The organism is Rhizobium beringeri (assembly GCF_004306515.1).
Classification (GTDB): domain Bacteria; phylum Pseudomonadota; class Alphaproteobacteria; order Rhizobiales; family Rhizobiaceae; genus Rhizobium; species Rhizobium beringeri.
The window spans coordinates 219796-236827 of the sequence record NZ_SILG01000006.1 but is presented as its reverse complement, the minus strand read 5'-3'; the positions used below and the strand labels follow the sequence as shown (position 1 = coordinate 236827).

Below are 17032 nucleotides of genomic sequence, written 5' to 3'. Positions count from 1 at the left end.
AACAATGATGGCGTGTAGTGGGAACACGACCTCATGACCGGCATCGTCGTTAGTGCGGCAAGTTTGGCGCACAGCACCTCAAGCGCCGCCATCATCTCTGATAACGAAAGTAACTAGCGATCGATCCTTGTCGCCTCAAGATGCAACAATGCGTCATTGAAATTCGAGTGACATGCCGCTGCCGCTCATTAAGATTTTAACATCGGATGGTAAAGTCGCGCTTGGCAACCATTGCCGGAGGCTCATCGATTTCCCTTGAAGTTCTAAGTAATCGTCTATCTTGACGCGGCTCGCGCAAAGGAATGGATTTGGAGCTTCCACGCTGCGGGGCGGAAGGGCATCGGATTTGCCCCTCCTCGCAGGTTCAGGCGGCTTCGGCTGAGAATCGGTCAAACAGCGGCTTGAGGCGGGGATGACGGGCGGCCCGGGGCGGGTGGATCTCGACGATTCGGCCAGATTTCGTCTCGCGCCGGAGCCATTCGCTAATCGTCTCAGCGCTGGTGTGATCCATGTAAAACAGGTGTTTGCCGATGATATTTACTTTGCGGCCGTCAGGTAGCCCTTCGAACGTGCTGAGTAGCGCCGGCACGTCCTTGCAGGTGACCGCTCCGCGCAAACGGATATGAATTTCGTCGTCGATCTCAGCATGCCGGATCACAAGTTTTCGGCGCAGATAGGGGAGAATTTCCAGTATCGACAGCGCAAGGCCGAGCGCCACGCCGACCAGCAAATCTTGCAGGACGACCATGGCCACCGTCACTGCCCAGATTCCGACCGGTACAAGACCATGGTGCTCGAACAAGTGACGCACATGCTGGAGACTGATCAGCCTCCAGCCAGTGACGAGCAGCACGGCGGCAAGCGCCGTCAACGGCACCATTCCCAAGACGCCCGGCAAAAGCGCCACCAACGCCAGGATCCAAACGCCATGTAATATTGCCGAGGTGCGCGTGCGAGCTCCGGCCTGGATATTGGCCGATGATCGAACAATGACACCGGTGATCGGCAATGCCCCGAGCAATCCACAAAGGCCGTTACCGACGCCTTGGGCGAATAGTTCCTTGTTGAAGCGGGTACGTTCTCCATCGTGCATTCGGTCGACGGCGGCCGCGGAAAGAAGCGTTTCGGCGCTTGCAATGACGGCAATCATCAACGTCGTCAAAATAATTCCCGGCTGCACAAGCTGGGCGAAATTCCCGGCCGTCGGAAAGGAGATGCTGTCAACCAGAGAGGCGGGCACGTCCACGCGCGCGATCGGGAGTTCAAGCGTGGTTGTCAACATTGTAGCCGCGGCAACACCGACAAGAGCTCCCGGGACCAGCGACAGTGATTTCGGGCGGAATTTCTCCCAACACACCATTGCAAGGAGAGCGATGAGGCCGACTAACAGTGCGACGGCCTCGTTGGTGACATTGGTGCCCGTTAACCGGCTGACGCTCTCCTCGATGGCGGTGACATTCTCTATGCCGCCTGCTGCGGGCTTGGCACCCATGAGAACATGGATCTGTCCTAGGATGATCAAAATTCCGATGCCGGCCAGCATGCCATGAACGACGGCCGGAGAAATTGCTCTGAACCAGGAGCCGATTCGAAGAAAGCCCGCCGCGATCTGCAGGAGGCCGACAATGAGCAATACAGGACCGAGCATGGCAACGCCATACTCTTCGACGAAACCGAAAACGATGACGGCAAGACCGGCGGCAGGTCCGGAGACCTGTAAAGGCGACCCCGCGAGCAGGCCGACAACGATGCCACCTACGATACCGGAGATCAGCCCCATGGCCACTGGAACCCCCGATGCGATCGCAATGCCCAGGCAGAGCGGAATAGCAACAAGGAAAACCACGAGAGACGAAGCGAGGTCGCGTGAAACAGAGCCGGAGTTGGCCATGGCACTACTCCCCTGCAAGCGCTGCGGCAATCCGCGGCATGACATGCGGATGGCCTCGTCCTGTGAAGGCGACCGGCAGCGGCTCCCCCTCCTGTACCTCCGTAAACCTAGCCAGGACCCCGTCATAGACTTGGACCTCGCCTGTCCCGATGTCGAAGAACCAGCCGTGCAGCGTGATCTCGTTGGTCGCAAGCTTCGCAGCTACCGACGGATGGGTCTTTAAATGGTCGAGCTGCACGACGACGTTTTCCATCGCTACCGCACGCACGCGGTCGCCTTCCGAGAGATCGTCGGGATAGGCCTGGCAAACAATCGAATAGGCGGCGTGGCTGTGCCGCAGCCAGGCTGCGACATTCGGCATTGGTACCAGCATTTCCGGGTGGCACAGCCCCTTCATCGCCCCGCAATCGGAGTGACCGCAGACAACAATGTCGCTGACGCCGAGCGCCAGGATGGCGTATTCAATTGCAGAAGAGACTCCACCATTGAGGGTCGAGAATGGGGGAACGATATTACCGGCATTGCGGCAGACGAAGAGATCGCCGGGTCCGGACTGCGTTATGGTTTCCGGCATCACGCGGCTGTCGGCACAAGATATCATCAGGGCATGTGGCTGCTGGCCCTCGCGCGCGAGCTTGCGGTAAAGCGCCGAATGACTCGGGAACACGGCGCCGCGAAAACTGGAGATGCCTTTCAGGAGATCACCCATATTCGGATCCTCTTTCTGGCCGGACACTGGGAGGATTGTCTCGCCCGGCGGGTTGCAGAAGCGATCTGTTCGCACGTGCACAATAGAGGACAAGACGAGAGCAAAGAAAGAGCCCCGCAGCATATTGCATCGCAACATTTTTTGAACAAATGTGATCTGCTGCTTGCCACTTAACCCCAAGGGAAGGTGGCAGCTCTGGCCTGCGCTCGCCCACGGCCGACGGAGCCCGATAAAGCCTAGAGAAGCCCGGAGCCAACAGCCAGGGCGCCTCGGCAAGCGACCTGATGTTCTGCGCTTCCTGGAGAAGCACGCCCCAGCTAACGACGCGCGGACGGAGCCCGATCCCGAGGAAGGAAAGCGACGTCTGGGCTATGATCATCGCCGGGATCGCAGGTGTCGTCGAAGCGATGATATGGCTGATGAAGCCCGGCACGAGATGGCGCGCGATGATCTTCATTTCAGACGTGCCGTCGAGCCAGGCGGCAAATCCATGCCAATGCGCGCAGCATATTTTTTCTATAGAATTAGAATATTGCGGGATAAGAGTTTTGCTCTCGCCCCGAAGAGAGGACGCGATTGCTCGTGGCAGCTTTGAGGCTCCTCTAGGTTCTTGGTCGAACAAAGGAGTACGGAATGTCGTCTGCCAAATTCACCAAGCTATACTTTGGACTTGCTCTTTCAATTTGCGCACTGACGTCGACGCAGTCGTTCGCGGATGCCACGCTGGACCGCATCAAGGGACGCGGTAAGTTGACCGTCGGCGTGATCCTGTCCGGCGCGCCCTTCGGCTATATTGACCCGAAGACCCAGGCGCAGAAGGGCTTCAATCTCGACATCGCCCAGGCGCTGGCCGATGATCTTGGCGTCAAACTCGAGACGGTGACGGTGACGCCGCCGAACCGCGTGCAGTTCCTTCAGCAAGGCAAGGTCGATATCTTGATCGCCAACATGCAGTACACCGAAGAGCGCGCCAAGATTCTCGACTACGTGCCGACACCCTATGACCGCAGCGGTGGCGCGGCCGTGGTGCGCAAGGACAGCGGCCTGAAGGACTGGGCGGATCTTAAGGGCAAGCCGGTCTGCGTGTCACAGGGCTCCAACTACACGCAGCCTCTCATAGAAGAATTTGGTGCAGCTGTTAAGGCGCTGCCGAGCCAGCCGGAATCGCTGCTCGCACTGCAGGGCGGCAATTGCGTTGCGGCCGTGCATGTCGGCGCGACAGTCGGCCTTTTGCTACAGGACCGACCGGAGGAATGGAAGGACTATGCCATTCCCTTCCCCACCGAGCTGATCCCATCGGATTCGGTGATCTGGTTGCGCAAGGGCGAGAAGGATACGCAAGCTGCCCTAGACGCCGGCGTCAAGATGCTACACGTGTCGGGCAAGCTCCTAGAATTCGCTAGGATCAATCGCCTGCCCAACACCGAATACCTGCAGCAGCAGAACAAAGTGCTCTCCGCCAGCAAGTGAGCTGGAGAGACCGGTAGAACGACATGCAGGACATGAACCTGACCGACCTGTTCGTTAGTCTGATGGGCAGGGTCGGCCTGAATTACGAATTCTTCGCGACGGGATACGAGGCGCAGATCTGGCGTGACGGCTTCATCACCACGCTCTATCTGATCGCTTTGCTCATCCCTGTCAGCCTTGTGGCCGGCCTGCTCTTTGCCGCCTGCCTGAGATCGGGCCGGGTCTGGTTTTCGGCGCCGGTGCGGGCCTTCGTGGAAATCACCCGCAACACGCCGACGCTGGTGCAGCTGATGTTCAGCTTCCTCGTCCTCAATACCTTCGTGTCCAATCTGGTCGGCGGCGCCCAGAACAATCCGCTGTCGCCGTTCTTCTGGGTGGTCGCGGTGGTCGGGCTGCATATCGCGGCCCTGCATGCCGAAGCGATCCGCGCCGGCATCGAGGCGGTGCCGGCTTCGACCGTCGAGGCAGCCCGCGGCATTGGCTTCAGCCAGTTGCAAATCCTGCGTTACGTCGAAGTGCCGCTGGCATTGCGAGCATCGCTGCCGGCAATCGTCAACAACCTCGTCAATCTCGTGAAGCTCACCACGGTCGGCAACGCGATTGCGGTGAGCGAAATCACCTATGCCTCGATCATGGTCTGGACGCAACGCGACAACGTCGTCTCGCTGATGATCGTCATCCTCTTGTTCTTCAGCCTCATCAACATCGTCGTCGCCCGTGTCGGCCTGTGGGTGGAGCGCAGGCTCGCCGTACCAGGATACGGCCTGTGACGGTCGCCACGCGCTTCCAACCGCGCAGGAGCGGCAAGATCCTGCGCAATATCGGCTTCGTGGCGCTGCCGCTCCTCGCCCTCGTCTGGTCGCTCGCCGACCTGACGCTCGGCCGCGAATTGCTCGAATGGGTCCCCTATCTCGCTTCCGGCTTCGGGATGAACATCCTTATCGCCCTTTGCGCCATGGCGCTGGGCACGCTGGTCGGCGTGCTGTTCGGCATTCTCGAACTGGTCCCCTACCGGCTGCTGCGCTATCCGGTCGTCGCCTATGTCCAGATTTTCCGCAACGCGCCGCATCTCGTGCTGATCTTCGCCACGACCTATATTTTTCCCTTCGAAATCGTCGTGTTCGGCAACTACCTGCCCTTTCCCGACTGGGTGAAAGCCGTGATCGGGCTTGCCATTCCGGCCAGCGCCTACGTGGCCGAGATCACCCGCGGCGCGATCCTCTCCATCCCGACCACCCAGTGGGAGGCGGCCAAGGGCCTCGGTTTGTCGCGCAATCAGGCGCTGCGCTGGATCATCCTGCCGCAATGCCTGCGCCGGTCGCTGCCGCCATGGATGAACGTCGCCGCCTCGATCACCATGGGCACGGCGCTTGCCTCGCTGGTCGGCGTGCACGAATTGCTGCATGCGGCAACCGATGCCAGCACCGCCGTGCGCCGGCTCGATTTCACGGTCATCGCCTATATCGTTGTGATGGCCGCCTTCTTCACACTTTGCTACCCGATCGCCCGCCTGACCCGACGCCTGGAACGTCGCTTCAATGCAGCCTGAGGAATTGAGACGATGAACATATCCGCCGACAATGCGATCGTTCGCCTGGAAGACGTGCATTTGTCTTTCGGCCAGACCCAGGTGCTGAAGGGAATAGACCTTACCGTCAAAAGGGGTGACGCGGTCTCCATCATCGGCCCGTCCGGCTCGGGCAAGTCGACGATCCTGCGCTGCATCAACGCGCTTGTGCAGCCGCAGAGCGGCCGCATCACCGTCGGCGCCACCCGTGTTGACCAGCTGACCAAAGAGAGCGAGCGCATTGCAATTCGCAAGCGCGTCGGCATCGTGTTCCAGCAATACAACCTTTTCCCGCATCTGACGGTGCTCGACAACATCGTGCTGGCACCGACCCGAATTCTCGGCACCGACCGGCGGGAGGCGGAAAAGCTCGCCCGCGAGCTGCTGGACAAGGTCCGGCTTTCGGAAAAGGCCGGTGCCTATCCCGGCCAGCTCTCCGGCGGCCAACAGCAGCGCGTGGCGATCGCCAGGGCGCTGGCGATGAAGCCCGAGCTGGTTCTGTTCGACGAGGTGACCTCGGCGCTCGATCCGGAGACGGTCGGCGAAGTGCTGTGGGTGATCCGCGATCTCATTCGTGACGGCATGACTAGCATTCTCGTGACGCATGAAATGCGCTTTGCCGAGGAGATCAGCGACACCGTCGTCTTTACCGAGAACGGTCGCATCATCGACCAGGGTTCGCCCGAGCAAATCTTCCACAGCGCAGACAATCCCCGTGTGCGCCAGTTCGTCAGTGGGCTTTCCGGGCGCGGCGCAGTGCGCGGCGGCGAAGGCATCTAGGATTTCTTCATGACCACGACAGCCGCACCCCTGACCCATGCCTTTGCCGAGGCGATCGTCGTCTCGGACCCGACGACCGATGCCGCCGCAATGGAAGCGGCCCGCACGGCGATCGTCGATTTCCTCGCCTGCACGATCGCCGGCGCCGCCGGTCGCACCACTGCCGTCCTGGCCGACGCCGTCGGCGCCAATCTGCCGGGCGAAGCAATCCTGGTCGGAGCCAAGCGCCGCACCGATCCGCTGGTTGCCGCCATCGTCAACGGCTATGCCGGCCATGTCCTCGACTACGACGATGTCCATGCCAGCGTGCGCGGCCATCCGACCACGGTGATCCTCCCGGCCTTGCTGGCGCTTGCCGCCGAGCGCGAATTTACCGCGGACGCGCTGGTCGCCTCCTATGTGGTCGGGCTCGAGGCTATGGCGCGGCTCGGCCTGTCGATCGGCTCCAAGCATTACGAAAACGGCTTTCATGCCACGGCGACGCTCGGGACGGTTGGCGCCGCAGCGGCCATCGCGCATCTGGCGAAGGCTTCGGCTGAGGAGACCGCGGTCGCACTGGGGCTGGCCGCGACCCAATCCTCGGGCCTGCGCCTGCAATTCGGCTATGACGCGAACCCTTACCATGCGGGCATGGCCGCACGCTCCGGCCTGCTCTCGGCAAGGCTGGCCGCCGCAGGCTTCGGTGGCGCTCCCGATTTCCTCGACAATCCCGTCGGCTTCCATTCCGCTTATGCGTTCGGCGCGGAGCATCTCCGGGCGGTCGTCGACAATTGGGGCCAGCCGTGGCAGATCACTTCGCCGGGACTAACGCTAAAAGCATATCCCTGCTGCACAGCCAGCCACCCGGTCGCCACGCTGGGCATCGAACTGCATCGAGAGGGAGTTGCGGCCGATACGATCGAGAGCATCACCTTCACCTACCCACCGGGCGCCGACGCGGCGCTGGTGGTTACGAAACCGACAAACGGTATCGAGGCACGGTTCAGCCCGGAATACGTGTTCTCCGCAGCGCTGATCGACGGTGCCCTGCGGCTCGACCATTTCGACGACCGGCCGGTGCAGCCGCACCTGATGGCGCTGGCCAGTCGCGCCGGCCGTCGCCATGACGAGACCGCACCGCGCATGTCCAGTGATCCCAAGTCCCGCTTCGTGATCCTCGATATTGCGCTCCGCGACGGCAGCCCGGTCACCCGCCGCTTCGACGGACTTCCGGGCCTCACTGATCCGACCGAAAAATTCCGCGATGCGACCGCAGGCAATCCGGCCTTTGCCGACATTCCATCACTCGTCCGCTCGATGAGCAGCGCCGCCGATCTCCATCGGCTGCTGGCATTGCTTGGCCAGGACGTCATCCAAAACGCCGATTGAAGAAAGACTTCGCCATGAGCCGTAAGAGAGAAATCCATCTTGGCCTCTTCCTGCAGGGAGCGGGCCATCACGTATCCGGCTGGCGGCATCCGCATGCGGAAGCGGGCAGTGAAAACTTCGACCTGCTGCGCCGCGTCTCACAGATCGCTGAAAAGGCGAAGTTCGACATGGTCTTTCTTGCCGACGGCCTGACCAGCGGCGTTGATGCGCATCCTTCCACAATCGCCCGTTTCGAGCCGCTGACGCTGCTTGCCGCACTGGCGCTGGTGACGGACAAGATCGGACTGGCGGCGACATCATCGACGACCTATGGCGAGCCCTATCACACCGCCCGCGCTTTTTCCTCGATCGACCACCTGAGCCAGGGGCGCGCCGCCTGGAACATCGTCACCACGTCCTACGCGCGCACCGCCAACAACTTTTCCAAGTCGCATCCGGAACATGACGAACGTTATGCCGTGGCGGAAGAGTTCGTCGATGTCGTGCGGGGCCTGTGGGATAGCTGGGACGACGACGCCTTCATCAAGAACAAGCAGAGCGGCGTTTACGCCGATCCCGCCAAGGTCCATGTGCTCGACCACAAGAGCAAATTTTATTCGGTGAAGGGACCGCTGAACATCCCGCGCTCGCCGCAGGGCCATCCGATCCTGATCCAGGCAGGTTCCTCCGGCCCCGGCCAGGATCTCGCCGCCCGGACCGCCGACGTAGTTTTCACCGCCCAGCAGAGCCTCGCCGAAGCGCAGGCCTTCTACAAGAGCCTGAAGGAGCGCGTCGTCAAGTTAGGCCGCAAGGCCGACGATGTTGCGGTCATGCCTGGCTTCCTGCCGGTGATCGGCCGTACGGCCAAGGAAGCGGCCGACAAGCTCGCCGAGCTGGACCAGTGGACGGACCTTAAGAGCGCCATGCCGCTGCTCGAAGAACGTATTGGCCACAGCCTTACCGATTATGATCCGGACGGCCCGCTGCCGGACCTGCCGATCTCAGACCAGTTGCGCAGCCGCGCCGAACTCTTGACGGCACTTGCCAGGCGCGAGAACCTGACCATTCGTCAGCTGGCACTGCGCGTCGCAGCCGGTCGTGGCCACCACATTATGCTCGGTACGCCGGTCGAAATCGCCGACCGCATGCAGGAATGGTTCGACGGACGTGCCGCCGACGGCTTCAACGTCATGCCGCCCTTCTTCCCCGAGGGGCTGGAGGACTTTACACAGCTAGTGGTGCCGATCCTGCAGGAGCGCGGTCTGTTCCGCACCGAATACAGTGGGTCGATGCTACGTGACCACCTCGGACTTGCAAGGCCCGCTTTGCCCTCGGTCTAGTTGTGAACCACCGCCTTGAAGGGAATCGAACCTGGGGCCGTCGCATTGTCCAGCATGTATTACTCCATCCCCTTGTTGGCCATCTTCTTGGCCAACGTTGTTTTTCCTGATTGTCGGGGACCGACGATCAGTACGACTCGCGCGTCTGACATGGCGTCGGCAACACGTTGCTCAACGAGTCTTGGATACAGCGCCATAGCTACATTCCTTTGATGACTGTTTTGAAACAACGATCATGACCGATTGAAAGTCGAGGCGTGACCACTTGAAATCCACATGGCGGCTGATTGAAACGAGAAACCAAAAGCAGGTGGCATGCCAGATTGCGGCATGAGGTAGGCGAGAGGCCACGCAGGCGCTGCTGAAGCTTTGGCGGCGGTCACCGGAACTGAACTGGCTGATCCTCAACGGAGGGGTACCTGATCAGGAGGGAAGCGAAAGCAAATTTGTGTATATTTCCATCGCACCGCCAAGCCGACCAGCTTCTAACAAACGGAAGAAATGCATTGCAGTTGAAAGGCAGCGAACCTTAGGCACGCATTACCAGGTGAGCAAATACTGATTTGAAATCGAATTCACGCAGCAACGGGATCAAGCGAAACGCATCGAGACAACCGGACCAGCCGACGGCAGATTTCACCTGCTGGCAATCGGCAACGCGGTTGATTTGCCAAACGACTTGAGCCCGCAGACTGGTGGTCGACTTCCACATGATTGCCATCGGCGAACCGATCAAGTACCCAGCACCAACCGCGGGCCTGTGCTACTACCACTGCAGACGTTCCAGGCACGTAAGGGCGGGCGTGAGCCCGGCTCTACGAGCATGAAGTGGTGTGAACGTTTCAGTGTGCGGTACCTGGTTTCTCGTTTGCCCTCACAATCGCGTCCGCTTCCTTGCCATATAGCTCCTCGAAGTGATCGAAGGTCTTAAAAAAATAACCAATGCCCTGCGTTGCCGAGCGCAGCGCCCGCGCCAGATCGTTAAGTGCGCCACCCGGAACGAGCGCCCGGAAGATGTCCCATCCCTTGGCGGTTTCATCACGATCGAAACCGAGTACCTGACCGTTGAGAGTGGAGACGATCTGGACAAGGCTGCCTGAATAGACCGACGGGATGTGGAACTCGCAGCGGAAGACCGGCTGCATCAACACGGTCGATCCTTCGGAAAGCGCCTGTCGCACCCCCATTTTCGACGCAGTCCGGAAGGCGTGTTCCGAACTGTCGACGGTATGGTGCTGACCATCCAACAGCGTTACGCCGACATCGATGACTTCGAAGCCTAGCGGTCCTTTCTCCATCGCTTCGCGCGCGCCCGCTTCGACGGCAGGGATGTAATTGCGCGGAACGGCGCCGCCCTTGATGGTTTCGCCAAAGGTGAAGCCCTGGCCGCGCTCGTTGGGGTGAATGCTCAACTTCACATCCGCGAATTGCCCGGCACCGCCGGTCTGTTTGCGATGGCGGTAATGAACCTCCAATGGTTTCGTGATCGTCTCGCGGTAGATTGGGCTGGGCGTTTGGTCGGTCACGGAGATATGAAAGACATCGGACAGCGTTCGGCAGAGATCACGCAGATGCACCGGCCCCTGGGCGCGGACGAGTTGAGCGCCCGTGCCTTCCTCCTGCAAGACTTCCAGACCGCGATCCGTCCCGGAAAGTTTCGCCAGCGTTTCGGAAAGTTTGTTTTCATCGCGCTCGCTGCCCGGAATTAGGATCCTTTCAAGCATCGGCGTGGGTGGTTTCGTCCACTCAGGCGGGGCGACCACCGCGCCGGAGGTCAACATCGAAGGGATGGGCAGGTGGTCGGACTTGACCGTCGCGAAGACATCCCCCGGCGCAGGCAGAACCGCCAAATTGGACCGCCCGTTTGCGAGATTTTGTACGGCGCCGAGGCTGGAGCCGCCCAGTGATGCGCCTTGCCGCAGTCCCTCGCCAAGTGCGCGCACGAGCACCGTCTTGCCGACATTCTGGCGATGATAGGCATGGAAGCTCACGGCCACCAGCTTGCCTTCATCGACAATTCCCGTATGAGCGAGACGCTGACGTAGAACCCCTACCGGCGGCGCCTCGTGGCGCAGCGCCTTCATCAGCCTCGTTATGCCGTTGCCGTGAATTGCAGCACCGATCAGGACCGGGATAATTCTGTTTTCCCTTAGAACCCGTGATGAAATGGCATAGAGCGCATCACTGGATGGCTCGCGGTCCTCGATCAGCTCCTCGAGAAGCCAGTCATCGAATTCAGACAGGTGTTCCAGGAGCTCGGTGCGCGCTTCGTGCTCGCGTTCGGCAGTGCTATCGGGGATTGCGATCAGCGCCGAAGTCTGGCCTTCCCGGTATCGCCACGCCCGTTCCGAAATCAGATCGCAACTGCCAATGACCCTGTCCCCCTCGCGAATCGGGATCTGGCGAAGCAAAAGCGTGTGGTTGGCGTAGTCTTGAAGCGCGGCGATCACGTCCCTCAACCGCCCTCGCGGTTCGTCCATCCGGTTGACGAAGAGGATGCAAGGCGTCCCTGAGGCTTCGACTATCCGCAGATAGGGCGCGGCGAGCACAGCCTCCGCGGGTGCCGATGAAACGCACAGTATGCAGGCGTCGCTGGCAAGAAGCGCGTGCTGCGCATGCGCCAACGCTTCGTTGGGTCCTGGCGCATCCAGTGCACACCACGCCTCGTTTCCGAAGGTGAATTCTGTGAGGTTCAATCCATAAGGGGAGCTGGATTTTCTCGGCGTTCCCTCCAGGGAGCCGAGCTTTTCCACGACTGTCGATTTTCCGGTCTGCGAGGGTCCAAGCACGGTGAAGCAGCGCATCGGCCTTCCTCCAACTGCCATAAACACAATTTTCAGCCATCATAGGATGCCCTGAACCGCTGCAAGGCGCCAGAGGCAGTGTCACAACGCTTGACCTGGACTTGCATTTGAGGCTGATCCATTCAGTGGCTGAGAACGCATTGACGAATTTGCGATTATCGACGTCTACACGAACGCGCCAAAGAGGGCATCAGTCATGGCGGTAGCTCCCGCGTGAGCGCTGAAATCCCCACGGCGGAGATCGCACTGTCCGATCTTGCGACCGAAACGTCGAAACGGTCTTCGAGAAGGACCGACAAGACGGCTGGATAGCCATCCCCATGGGCCTAGCGCGCCGCGTCGTCCAGCCGCTGAAGCTTCGACACCCGATCGAGCATGATAAGCCGCTCCAGATAGAAGAGCACCAGCTCGCCCCAATGCCCGAGGATTACCTGGAGGTTCGGAAAGGCGCACCGCCCCGGTTGGTTCACTGGCCTGGCAAAGGCTCAAGCCTTTGAATCCAATCCGGGGCGGCACGTTTCGTCAGGCTCTATTGGCCGGCGCGGTTGCGATATTGGACCGGATGCCAGGAGAACGAGCCCTGGCCTTCAGCGCGAATGTAGCCGATGCCAGGGAAGGGAAGATGCGGCGCGGCGACGAGTTCGCGACGCGCGGCAAAATCTGAGAAGGTTTCCTTGCGCACGGACGCGGCGTCCTGTGGCTTGACGTCGTAGACGATTGTCACATTCGGATCGGGAAACTGGACCGCTGCGACATGGATCACATCACCGATGAAAGTCATCGATCGGCCCTTGCTCGTGACGGTGAAGAAGGCGCTGCCTGGCGTGTGGCCTGGATGTAAGGAGGTCGCGATGCCGGGCAAGATCGTGTCGCCGTCGCCGAATGTCTTCGCCTTCCCCAGCTTTTCATAGACACCAATCGTCTTCGCCGCCTCGTCGAAATACTGATCCGCATAGCCTGCCTTCCGGGCATTGGAGGGATCAAGGAAGAATTTCAGGTCCGGAGCGCCCACATGGACCGTGGCGTTGGGGAATGCGGGTCGACCGTTGCGCACCAGGCCGCCCGTATGGTCTGTGTGAATATGCGTGATGAGAACGTCCGTCACGTCACCTGCCTTCACGCCGACGCCGGAAAGGCTGTCGAGGAGCTTGCCGCCATCGCCCGGTCCGAAGAGGTCGCCGGAGCCGGTGTCGACAAGGATGGTGCGCGTCCCGTCCTGGATCAGAAAGGCGTTGATCGATGCCTCGACGGGGTTTGCGAGGAATTCCTTTTCGAGGAGATCGTCGGTATGGGCGTGGGATGTTCCGATCAGGAGCTTATAGAGATCCTGCGGGACGGTGCCATCCGAAAGGGCTGTGATCCGCAAATCACCGAGAGGAAAGGAGTAGCTGTCGGTGACCTGCTGGTATCTCGCCGTCGCCGGTGCGTTGTCGACGGCGAAGGCGGGTGCAGAAACCGCGGTCAGAAGGGCCACGGCGGTCGAGAAGAGTAGGGTTCTTGCAGTTGTCATGTCTTTCATTCCTGCTTTTTTGGACGTTGAAATCCGTCGCCGGACAGATGGTCGGCGCGGAGCGACAAAGAGTGAGCGAGTGGCCTGGATTGCGGGCCGGAAGCGTCAGTGGCGAGAAAACAAGCTGGCTTGCGACCGCTCATCTGATGCTGAACTGAACGACGCTCGAAGATGTCGATGGCTCGACGTCTAAAGCGAGATCCAGCTCTCGGCGGCCACTCTTGCGGCCGTCCCAAAAGTGCCATTCTCCGACGTCGAGGACCAATCGCAATTGATCATGCGACCTATTGCTTTGCCTGATGGCTGAATTCCGCCTCAGGCCTTGTCAAGCGCCGCTTCAGCCACCATGGACCGCAGCCAGCCATGCGCGGGGTCCGCCGCCATCTTCGGATGCCAGAAATATTTCAATGCGAACCTGCCGAGGGCGAGTGGTGGTTCGAAAAGGTCAAGGCTGTGGGTGAAGCGTTGGAGCAACCGCCTCGGCAGCGTGCACAGGCAGTCGGTCGTCGCCACGAGGAGAGGAGCGAGCGCATAACTTTGAACGGACACCGTCACTCTGCGGCTTCGACCGTGCTCAGCCAGGGCTCCGTCAATAATCCCCGAAAACATACCCCCGTCTGACGAAATCAACAGATGGTCGAGCGAACAGAATTCGTCGAGCGACAACGGTCCGGTTCCGCGGGGATGACCGATCCGCTGGGCCGTTACCAGTTCGTCGTCGAACAGGCTGCGGCCAATCAGATCCTGGGGCGCATCATCCGGCGCGCCGATGTAGAGATCGAGGTCGCCATGCTCCAACAGCTCGCCGATCCTGCTCCTGTCGGGAAAGATGAACGCGATCCTGAGGCCGGGCGCCCGATCATGAATAAGAGGAAGCAGGTCGGGAGCGAGGATTGCCGCAGGATTGTCCGAAGCTGCGATCCTGAATGTGCGATCGCTCGATGCGGGATCGAAGAGATGGGCCTTCTGCGCGAACTGCTTCAAGCGCTCGAGAAGTTGCTCCAATTCCGGCTTCATTGCCAGGGCATGCGGCGTCGCCGTTACGCCCCGTCCAGTCGACGCCGGAAGAAACAGCGGGTCATTGAGGATCTGCCGAAGCTTGTTCAACCGACCGGACAAGGCAGATTGGGTTATATTCAGCCTTGCGGCCGCATGCGTGACGTTTTCTTCGCGCAGCAGCGCGTCGAGCGCGAGCAAAAGATTGATTTCCAGATCACCCACACGATGTGCCAAGTCCAACGTCCTGATTTTGATCCGACCAATGTCCAAAGTAACGGATTGGGCAGCGCTTTTCCAAGGCGAAGTCAAAGCCGGTCCAGCTGGCCACGGCAGTGCTAAAGCGTCGCGGCGCTACGTCGAGATGTACTGGCGCGAGCCTGCCCTCATTCCGAAGTTCTTCAGTACGCGGTTCTCGGTGCGGTTTCTTGCGGCAGCTCTGTGCTGCCGTGCTTTCCCGTGAATAGGCCCCCTGTGGCTTCCCGACATGGCGGGTGAAGGCGACGCTGAAAGCGCTCGCCGAGCCGTAGTCGACGCGTTGCGCAATCTCCGCCGTGGCCACGTCCTTGCGAAGGAGTTCCTTCGCCAGGACGTGGCCAGCCGGTTGCGTATTCCATAGGGGGCACTCCGACCTCTCTGCGGAGGCGATCGAAGAAGGTCGATCGTGACATTGCGGCATCTTGCGCCAGTGCTTCAACCGTCATGCTGCGACCCGGATCCGCGTGGATCCGGCGCAGTGTCGGCGCAAGTAGCGGATCGGCCATGCCGCGCAGCAACCCTGGAGGCGCCGCTGCTCCGCCCGTCGAGCGGAGCGCCTCGATCAGCAGCACCTCCAACAACCGGCGAAGCACCATGGCGCGGGCGGTCCGGTCGGCGCTGGTCTCGTCGTTGATCATCCGGACATCGCGACGACCTCGACCGGCGCGTCAGGATCTTCGAGCCGGAAGACACCGGGGCTCGTCTCAAGGCGCTGTGCAATTGCCTCGCGCGGCGGTTGCCGCAGACTGCTCATCGTGAACGAGAAGATTTCCGGAACCAGCACACTGCCGGGATCGGCGCCGACCACAGGGTTCGGCAAAAATGCCGTGGCCCGGATGGGCATGGATATTCCAGAGCCCTATAGCGTGTTCGTCCACGACTATCTCACGACGCTGCGATCCGGCACTGAATTCACAACGCCGGAAGACGTGGCCGAGGCCGTCTGGCGTGCCGTAACGGAGCGGGACTCGCTGCACGCGGCCACGTGCTTTCGTCCATCGACCGGCTAAGCCCTCTTGCAGGACAGGCCGGCATCATTGTCCGGCGAGAGAGTGGCTCGCTTGCGGGCGCCCACGATCCGCGTGGCGACGGGGTCGCATGGCTCGTGGAGCAGATGTGATGACTTACATTGGAGTAGCTCCCGACACGGTAGTGGGCGCAAATTCCCCGTGCGGAAGTACTTCCAAATCGGGCGATCCTCTGCCCGACAATTTTCGATGCTCTTGATCGCCGTAATTGCAGGCATGACCAGCGAGCTCCCGGCTGGCATGAAATATGCCTCTTCTCAAGCTTGTTGCACCGTTCGACAAGGGAAGCTGATCATGATGCGACAGGCGAATGGGATGATGGATGTGCGTCTGATGCGCACGCTCCTGACCTTGCTGACGGAATGCAGCGTTTCGAAAACCGCCGACATTCTGGGGCAGGCCCAGCCGACGGTCAGCCTGACGCTGAAACGGCTGCGGGAAATGCTGGACGATCCGCTTCTGGTCAGGTCCGGAGGCGCGCTGGTACCAACGGAGCGAGGTCTCGCCCTGAAAGAGACGTTGCGCGACATTCTCGGCCAGATCGACGCGCATCTATCGCCTCACGCCACCTTCGACCCGGACAATGCGACGCGAAACTTCCGCATCATCGCAGACAATTGCCTCGGAGCCGTGTTTCTGCCTCAGCTGGTCGGAAAAATTGCACAAAAGGCACCCAATGTCGGCGTCGATGCGTCCCACATGCCGAGCTATGATGATCTTATCAGCCAGCTTGCGGACGGGTCCATCGATGCGGTCATCGGTAATTGGCCGCATCCGCCGGAGTATCTGCGGATGTCTCCCCTGTTAACCACCGACATTGTCTGCGTCGTCCGCCCGAACCATAGACTGGCAAGTCAACGTGAACCGATCTCGATGGGCGAGTTCCTGAAGGAAAAGCATCTTTCTCCGACTTCCGACAAGCGGGCCCACCTTAGCCCGATCGACGGGCGGCTGATCGAACTAGGGCTCAAGCGCAACATCGCTGTATCCGTGCCAGAATATGCGATCACGCCCTACGTGTTGACACAATCGGACCTCGTGTTCACCACGGGGCGGATTTTTGCCGAGCAAATCGCTCAGGCCTTTCCACTGGTCGTTCTGGAGGCGCCGCGCGAACTCGGACACATGCAGTTCTACATGCTCTGGCATGAGTGCAAGCACCAGTCTCCCGATCACGTCTGGCTCCGGCAGATGATCAAGTCGGTTGCGGCCGGCGTCCGTGTCTGCGATCCGACGGAGTCGGTACCGATCACATTCCTGCGGGCCGGAGCGCCGGTCTTCGTTTAAACCAATCTCGCGGGATCGCGGTAGAGGTCGCCCGGCTTTTGCGCA

General features: G+C 60.6%; 14 protein-coding genes and 3 pseudogenes. 8 read left to right on the top strand and 9 right to left on the bottom strand.

The genetic code is table 11. From position 1 onward, the window contains the following. Nucleotides 1-364: 364 nt before the first annotated feature. The 3 genes and pseudogenes from ELH03_RS35455 to ELH03_RS35445 all read right to left on the bottom strand — a co-directional run. Complete coding sequence (locus ELH03_RS35455; RefSeq protein WP_128402198.1) at nt 365-1891, bottom strand: SulP family inorganic anion transporter; 1527 nt, start codon at nt 1889-1891, stop codon at nt 365-367. 4 nt (nt 1892-1895) lie between these two features. Continuing rightward, nucleotides 1896-2600: a carbonic anhydrase gene (locus ELH03_RS35450; protein WP_128402199.1), complete on the bottom strand. Its 705-nt coding sequence runs from the start codon at nt 2598-2600 to the stop codon at nt 1896-1898. Nucleotides 2601-2844: 244 nt separating this feature from the next. Next, nucleotides 2845-3084 (bottom strand): annotated as a pseudogene (locus tag ELH03_RS35445) (ABC transporter permease subunit); the annotation flags it as partial. A gap of 149 nt (nt 3085-3233) precedes the next feature. Between ELH03_RS35445 and ELH03_RS35440 the strand changes: the two are divergent. From ELH03_RS35440 to ELH03_RS35415, 6 genes are read left to right on the top strand one after another with little or no spacing between them, the layout of a single operon-like run. Next, complete coding sequence (locus ELH03_RS35440; protein ID WP_128402200.1) at nt 3234-4070, top strand: transporter substrate-binding domain-containing protein; 837 nt, start codon at nt 3234-3236, stop codon at nt 4068-4070. A gap of 23 nt (nt 4071-4093) precedes the next feature. Continuing rightward, nucleotides 4094-4840, top strand: a complete 747-nt coding sequence (locus tag ELH03_RS35435; protein WP_130767545.1) for an amino acid ABC transporter permease — start codon at nt 4094-4096, stop codon at nt 4838-4840. A 38-nt stretch (nt 4841-4878) separates the two neighbouring features. Beyond that, nucleotides 4879-5619 (top strand): amino acid ABC transporter permease, encoded by a 741-nt coding sequence (locus tag ELH03_RS35430; RefSeq protein ID WP_233943864.1) that lies wholly within the window; start codon nt 4879-4881, stop codon nt 5617-5619. A gap of 12 nt (nt 5620-5631) precedes the next feature. Then, nucleotides 5632-6417 (top strand): amino acid ABC transporter ATP-binding protein, encoded by a 786-nt coding sequence (locus ELH03_RS35425; RefSeq protein ID WP_128402203.1) that lies wholly within the window; start codon nt 5632-5634, stop codon nt 6415-6417. A gap of 9 nt (nt 6418-6426) precedes the next feature. Further along, on the top strand, nt 6427-7785 hold the full coding sequence (locus ELH03_RS35420; RefSeq protein ID WP_130767544.1) for an MmgE/PrpD family protein: 1359 nt from the start codon (nt 6427-6429) through the stop codon (nt 7783-7785). A gap of 14 nt (nt 7786-7799) precedes the next feature. Beyond that, nucleotides 7800-9104, top strand: coding sequence for an LLM class flavin-dependent oxidoreductase (locus ELH03_RS35415; protein ID WP_128402205.1), 1305 nt, complete (start codon nt 7800-7802; stop codon nt 9102-9104). A 59-nt stretch (nt 9105-9163) separates the two neighbouring features. Here the strand turns inward: ELH03_RS35415 and ELH03_RS38905 are convergent, their stop codons facing one another. From ELH03_RS38905 to ELH03_RS38385, 6 genes and pseudogenes are all read right to left on the bottom strand, one after another. Then, on the bottom strand, nt 9164-9256 hold the full coding sequence (locus ELH03_RS38905; protein ID WP_497006783.1) for an AAA family ATPase: 93 nt from the start codon (nt 9254-9256) through the stop codon (nt 9164-9166). 377 nt (nt 9257-9633) lie between these two features. Continuing rightward, nucleotides 9634-9816 (bottom strand): hypothetical protein, encoded by a 183-nt coding sequence (locus tag ELH03_RS35405; protein WP_128402206.1) that lies wholly within the window; start codon nt 9814-9816, stop codon nt 9634-9636. Between the two features lie 130 nt (nt 9817-9946). Then, nucleotides 9947-11908: an elongation factor G gene (locus ELH03_RS35400; protein ID WP_128402207.1), complete on the bottom strand. Its 1962-nt coding sequence runs from the start codon at nt 11906-11908 to the stop codon at nt 9947-9949. Between the two features lie 529 nt (nt 11909-12437). Next, nucleotides 12438-13418 carry an MBL fold metallo-hydrolase gene (locus ELH03_RS35395; protein ID WP_245504935.1) on the bottom strand — a complete coding sequence of 327 codons (981 nt, stop codon included), beginning with the start codon at nt 13416-13418 and terminating at the stop codon, nt 12438-12440. A gap of 315 nt (nt 13419-13733) precedes the next feature. Continuing rightward, nucleotides 13734-14651, bottom strand: a complete 918-nt coding sequence (locus ELH03_RS35390) for a LysR family transcriptional regulator (RefSeq protein WP_130767542.1) — start codon at nt 14649-14651, stop codon at nt 13734-13736. A gap of 205 nt (nt 14652-14856) precedes the next feature. Beyond that, nucleotides 14857-15459 (bottom strand): annotated as a pseudogene (locus ELH03_RS38385) (helix-turn-helix transcriptional regulator); the annotation flags it as partial. Between ELH03_RS38385 and ELH03_RS35380 the strand changes: the two are divergent. Next, nucleotides 15458-15643 (top strand): annotated as a pseudogene (locus ELH03_RS35380) (short-chain dehydrogenase/reductase); the annotation flags it as partial. The pseudogenes ELH03_RS38385 and ELH03_RS35380 overlap by 2 nt on opposite strands. Nucleotides 15644-15889: 246 nt before the next feature. Then, nucleotides 15890-16987 (top strand): LysR family transcriptional regulator, encoded by a 1098-nt coding sequence (locus ELH03_RS35375; RefSeq protein ID WP_245461692.1) that lies wholly within the window; start codon nt 15890-15892, stop codon nt 16985-16987. Nucleotides 16988-17032 lie beyond the last annotated feature (45 nt).

Coding starts and splice junctions, on each gene's coding strand:
- ELH03_RS35455 (WP_128402198.1), bottom strand. CDS start 1,891: ATGGCCAACTCCGGCTCTGTTTCACGCGACCTCGCTTCGTCTCTCGTG.
- ELH03_RS35450 (WP_128402199.1), bottom strand. CDS start 2,600: ATGGGTGATCTCCTGAAAGGCATCTCCAGTTTTCGCGGCGCCGTGTTC.
- ELH03_RS35440 (WP_128402200.1), top strand. CDS start 3,234: ATGTCGTCTGCCAAATTCACCAAGCTATACTTTGGACTTGCTCTTTCA.
- ELH03_RS35435 (WP_130767545.1), top strand. CDS start 4,094: ATGCAGGACATGAACCTGACCGACCTGTTCGTTAGTCTGATGGGCAGG.
- ELH03_RS35425 (WP_128402203.1), top strand. CDS start 5,632: ATGAACATATCCGCCGACAATGCGATCGTTCGCCTGGAAGACGTGCAT.
- ELH03_RS35420 (WP_130767544.1), top strand. CDS start 6,427: ATGACCACGACAGCCGCACCCCTGACCCATGCCTTTGCCGAGGCGATC.
- ELH03_RS35415 (WP_128402205.1), top strand. CDS start 7,800: ATGAGCCGTAAGAGAGAAATCCATCTTGGCCTCTTCCTGCAGGGAGCG.
- ELH03_RS38905 (WP_497006783.1), bottom strand. CDS start 9,256: ATGTCAGACGCGCGAGTCGTACTGATCGTCGGTCCCCGACAATCAGGA.
- ELH03_RS35405 (WP_128402206.1), bottom strand. CDS start 9,816: ATGTGGAAGTCGACCACCAGTCTGCGGGCTCAAGTCGTTTGGCAAATC.
- ELH03_RS35400 (WP_128402207.1), bottom strand. CDS start 11,908: ATGCGCTGCTTCACCGTGCTTGGACCCTCGCAGACCGGAAAATCGACA.
- ELH03_RS35395 (WP_245504935.1), bottom strand. CDS start 13,418: ATGACAACTGCAAGAACCCTACTCTTCTCGACCGCCGTGGCCCTTCTG.
- ELH03_RS35375 (WP_245461692.1), top strand. CDS start 15,890: ATGCTCTTGATCGCCGTAATTGCAGGCATGACCAGCGAGCTCCCGGCT.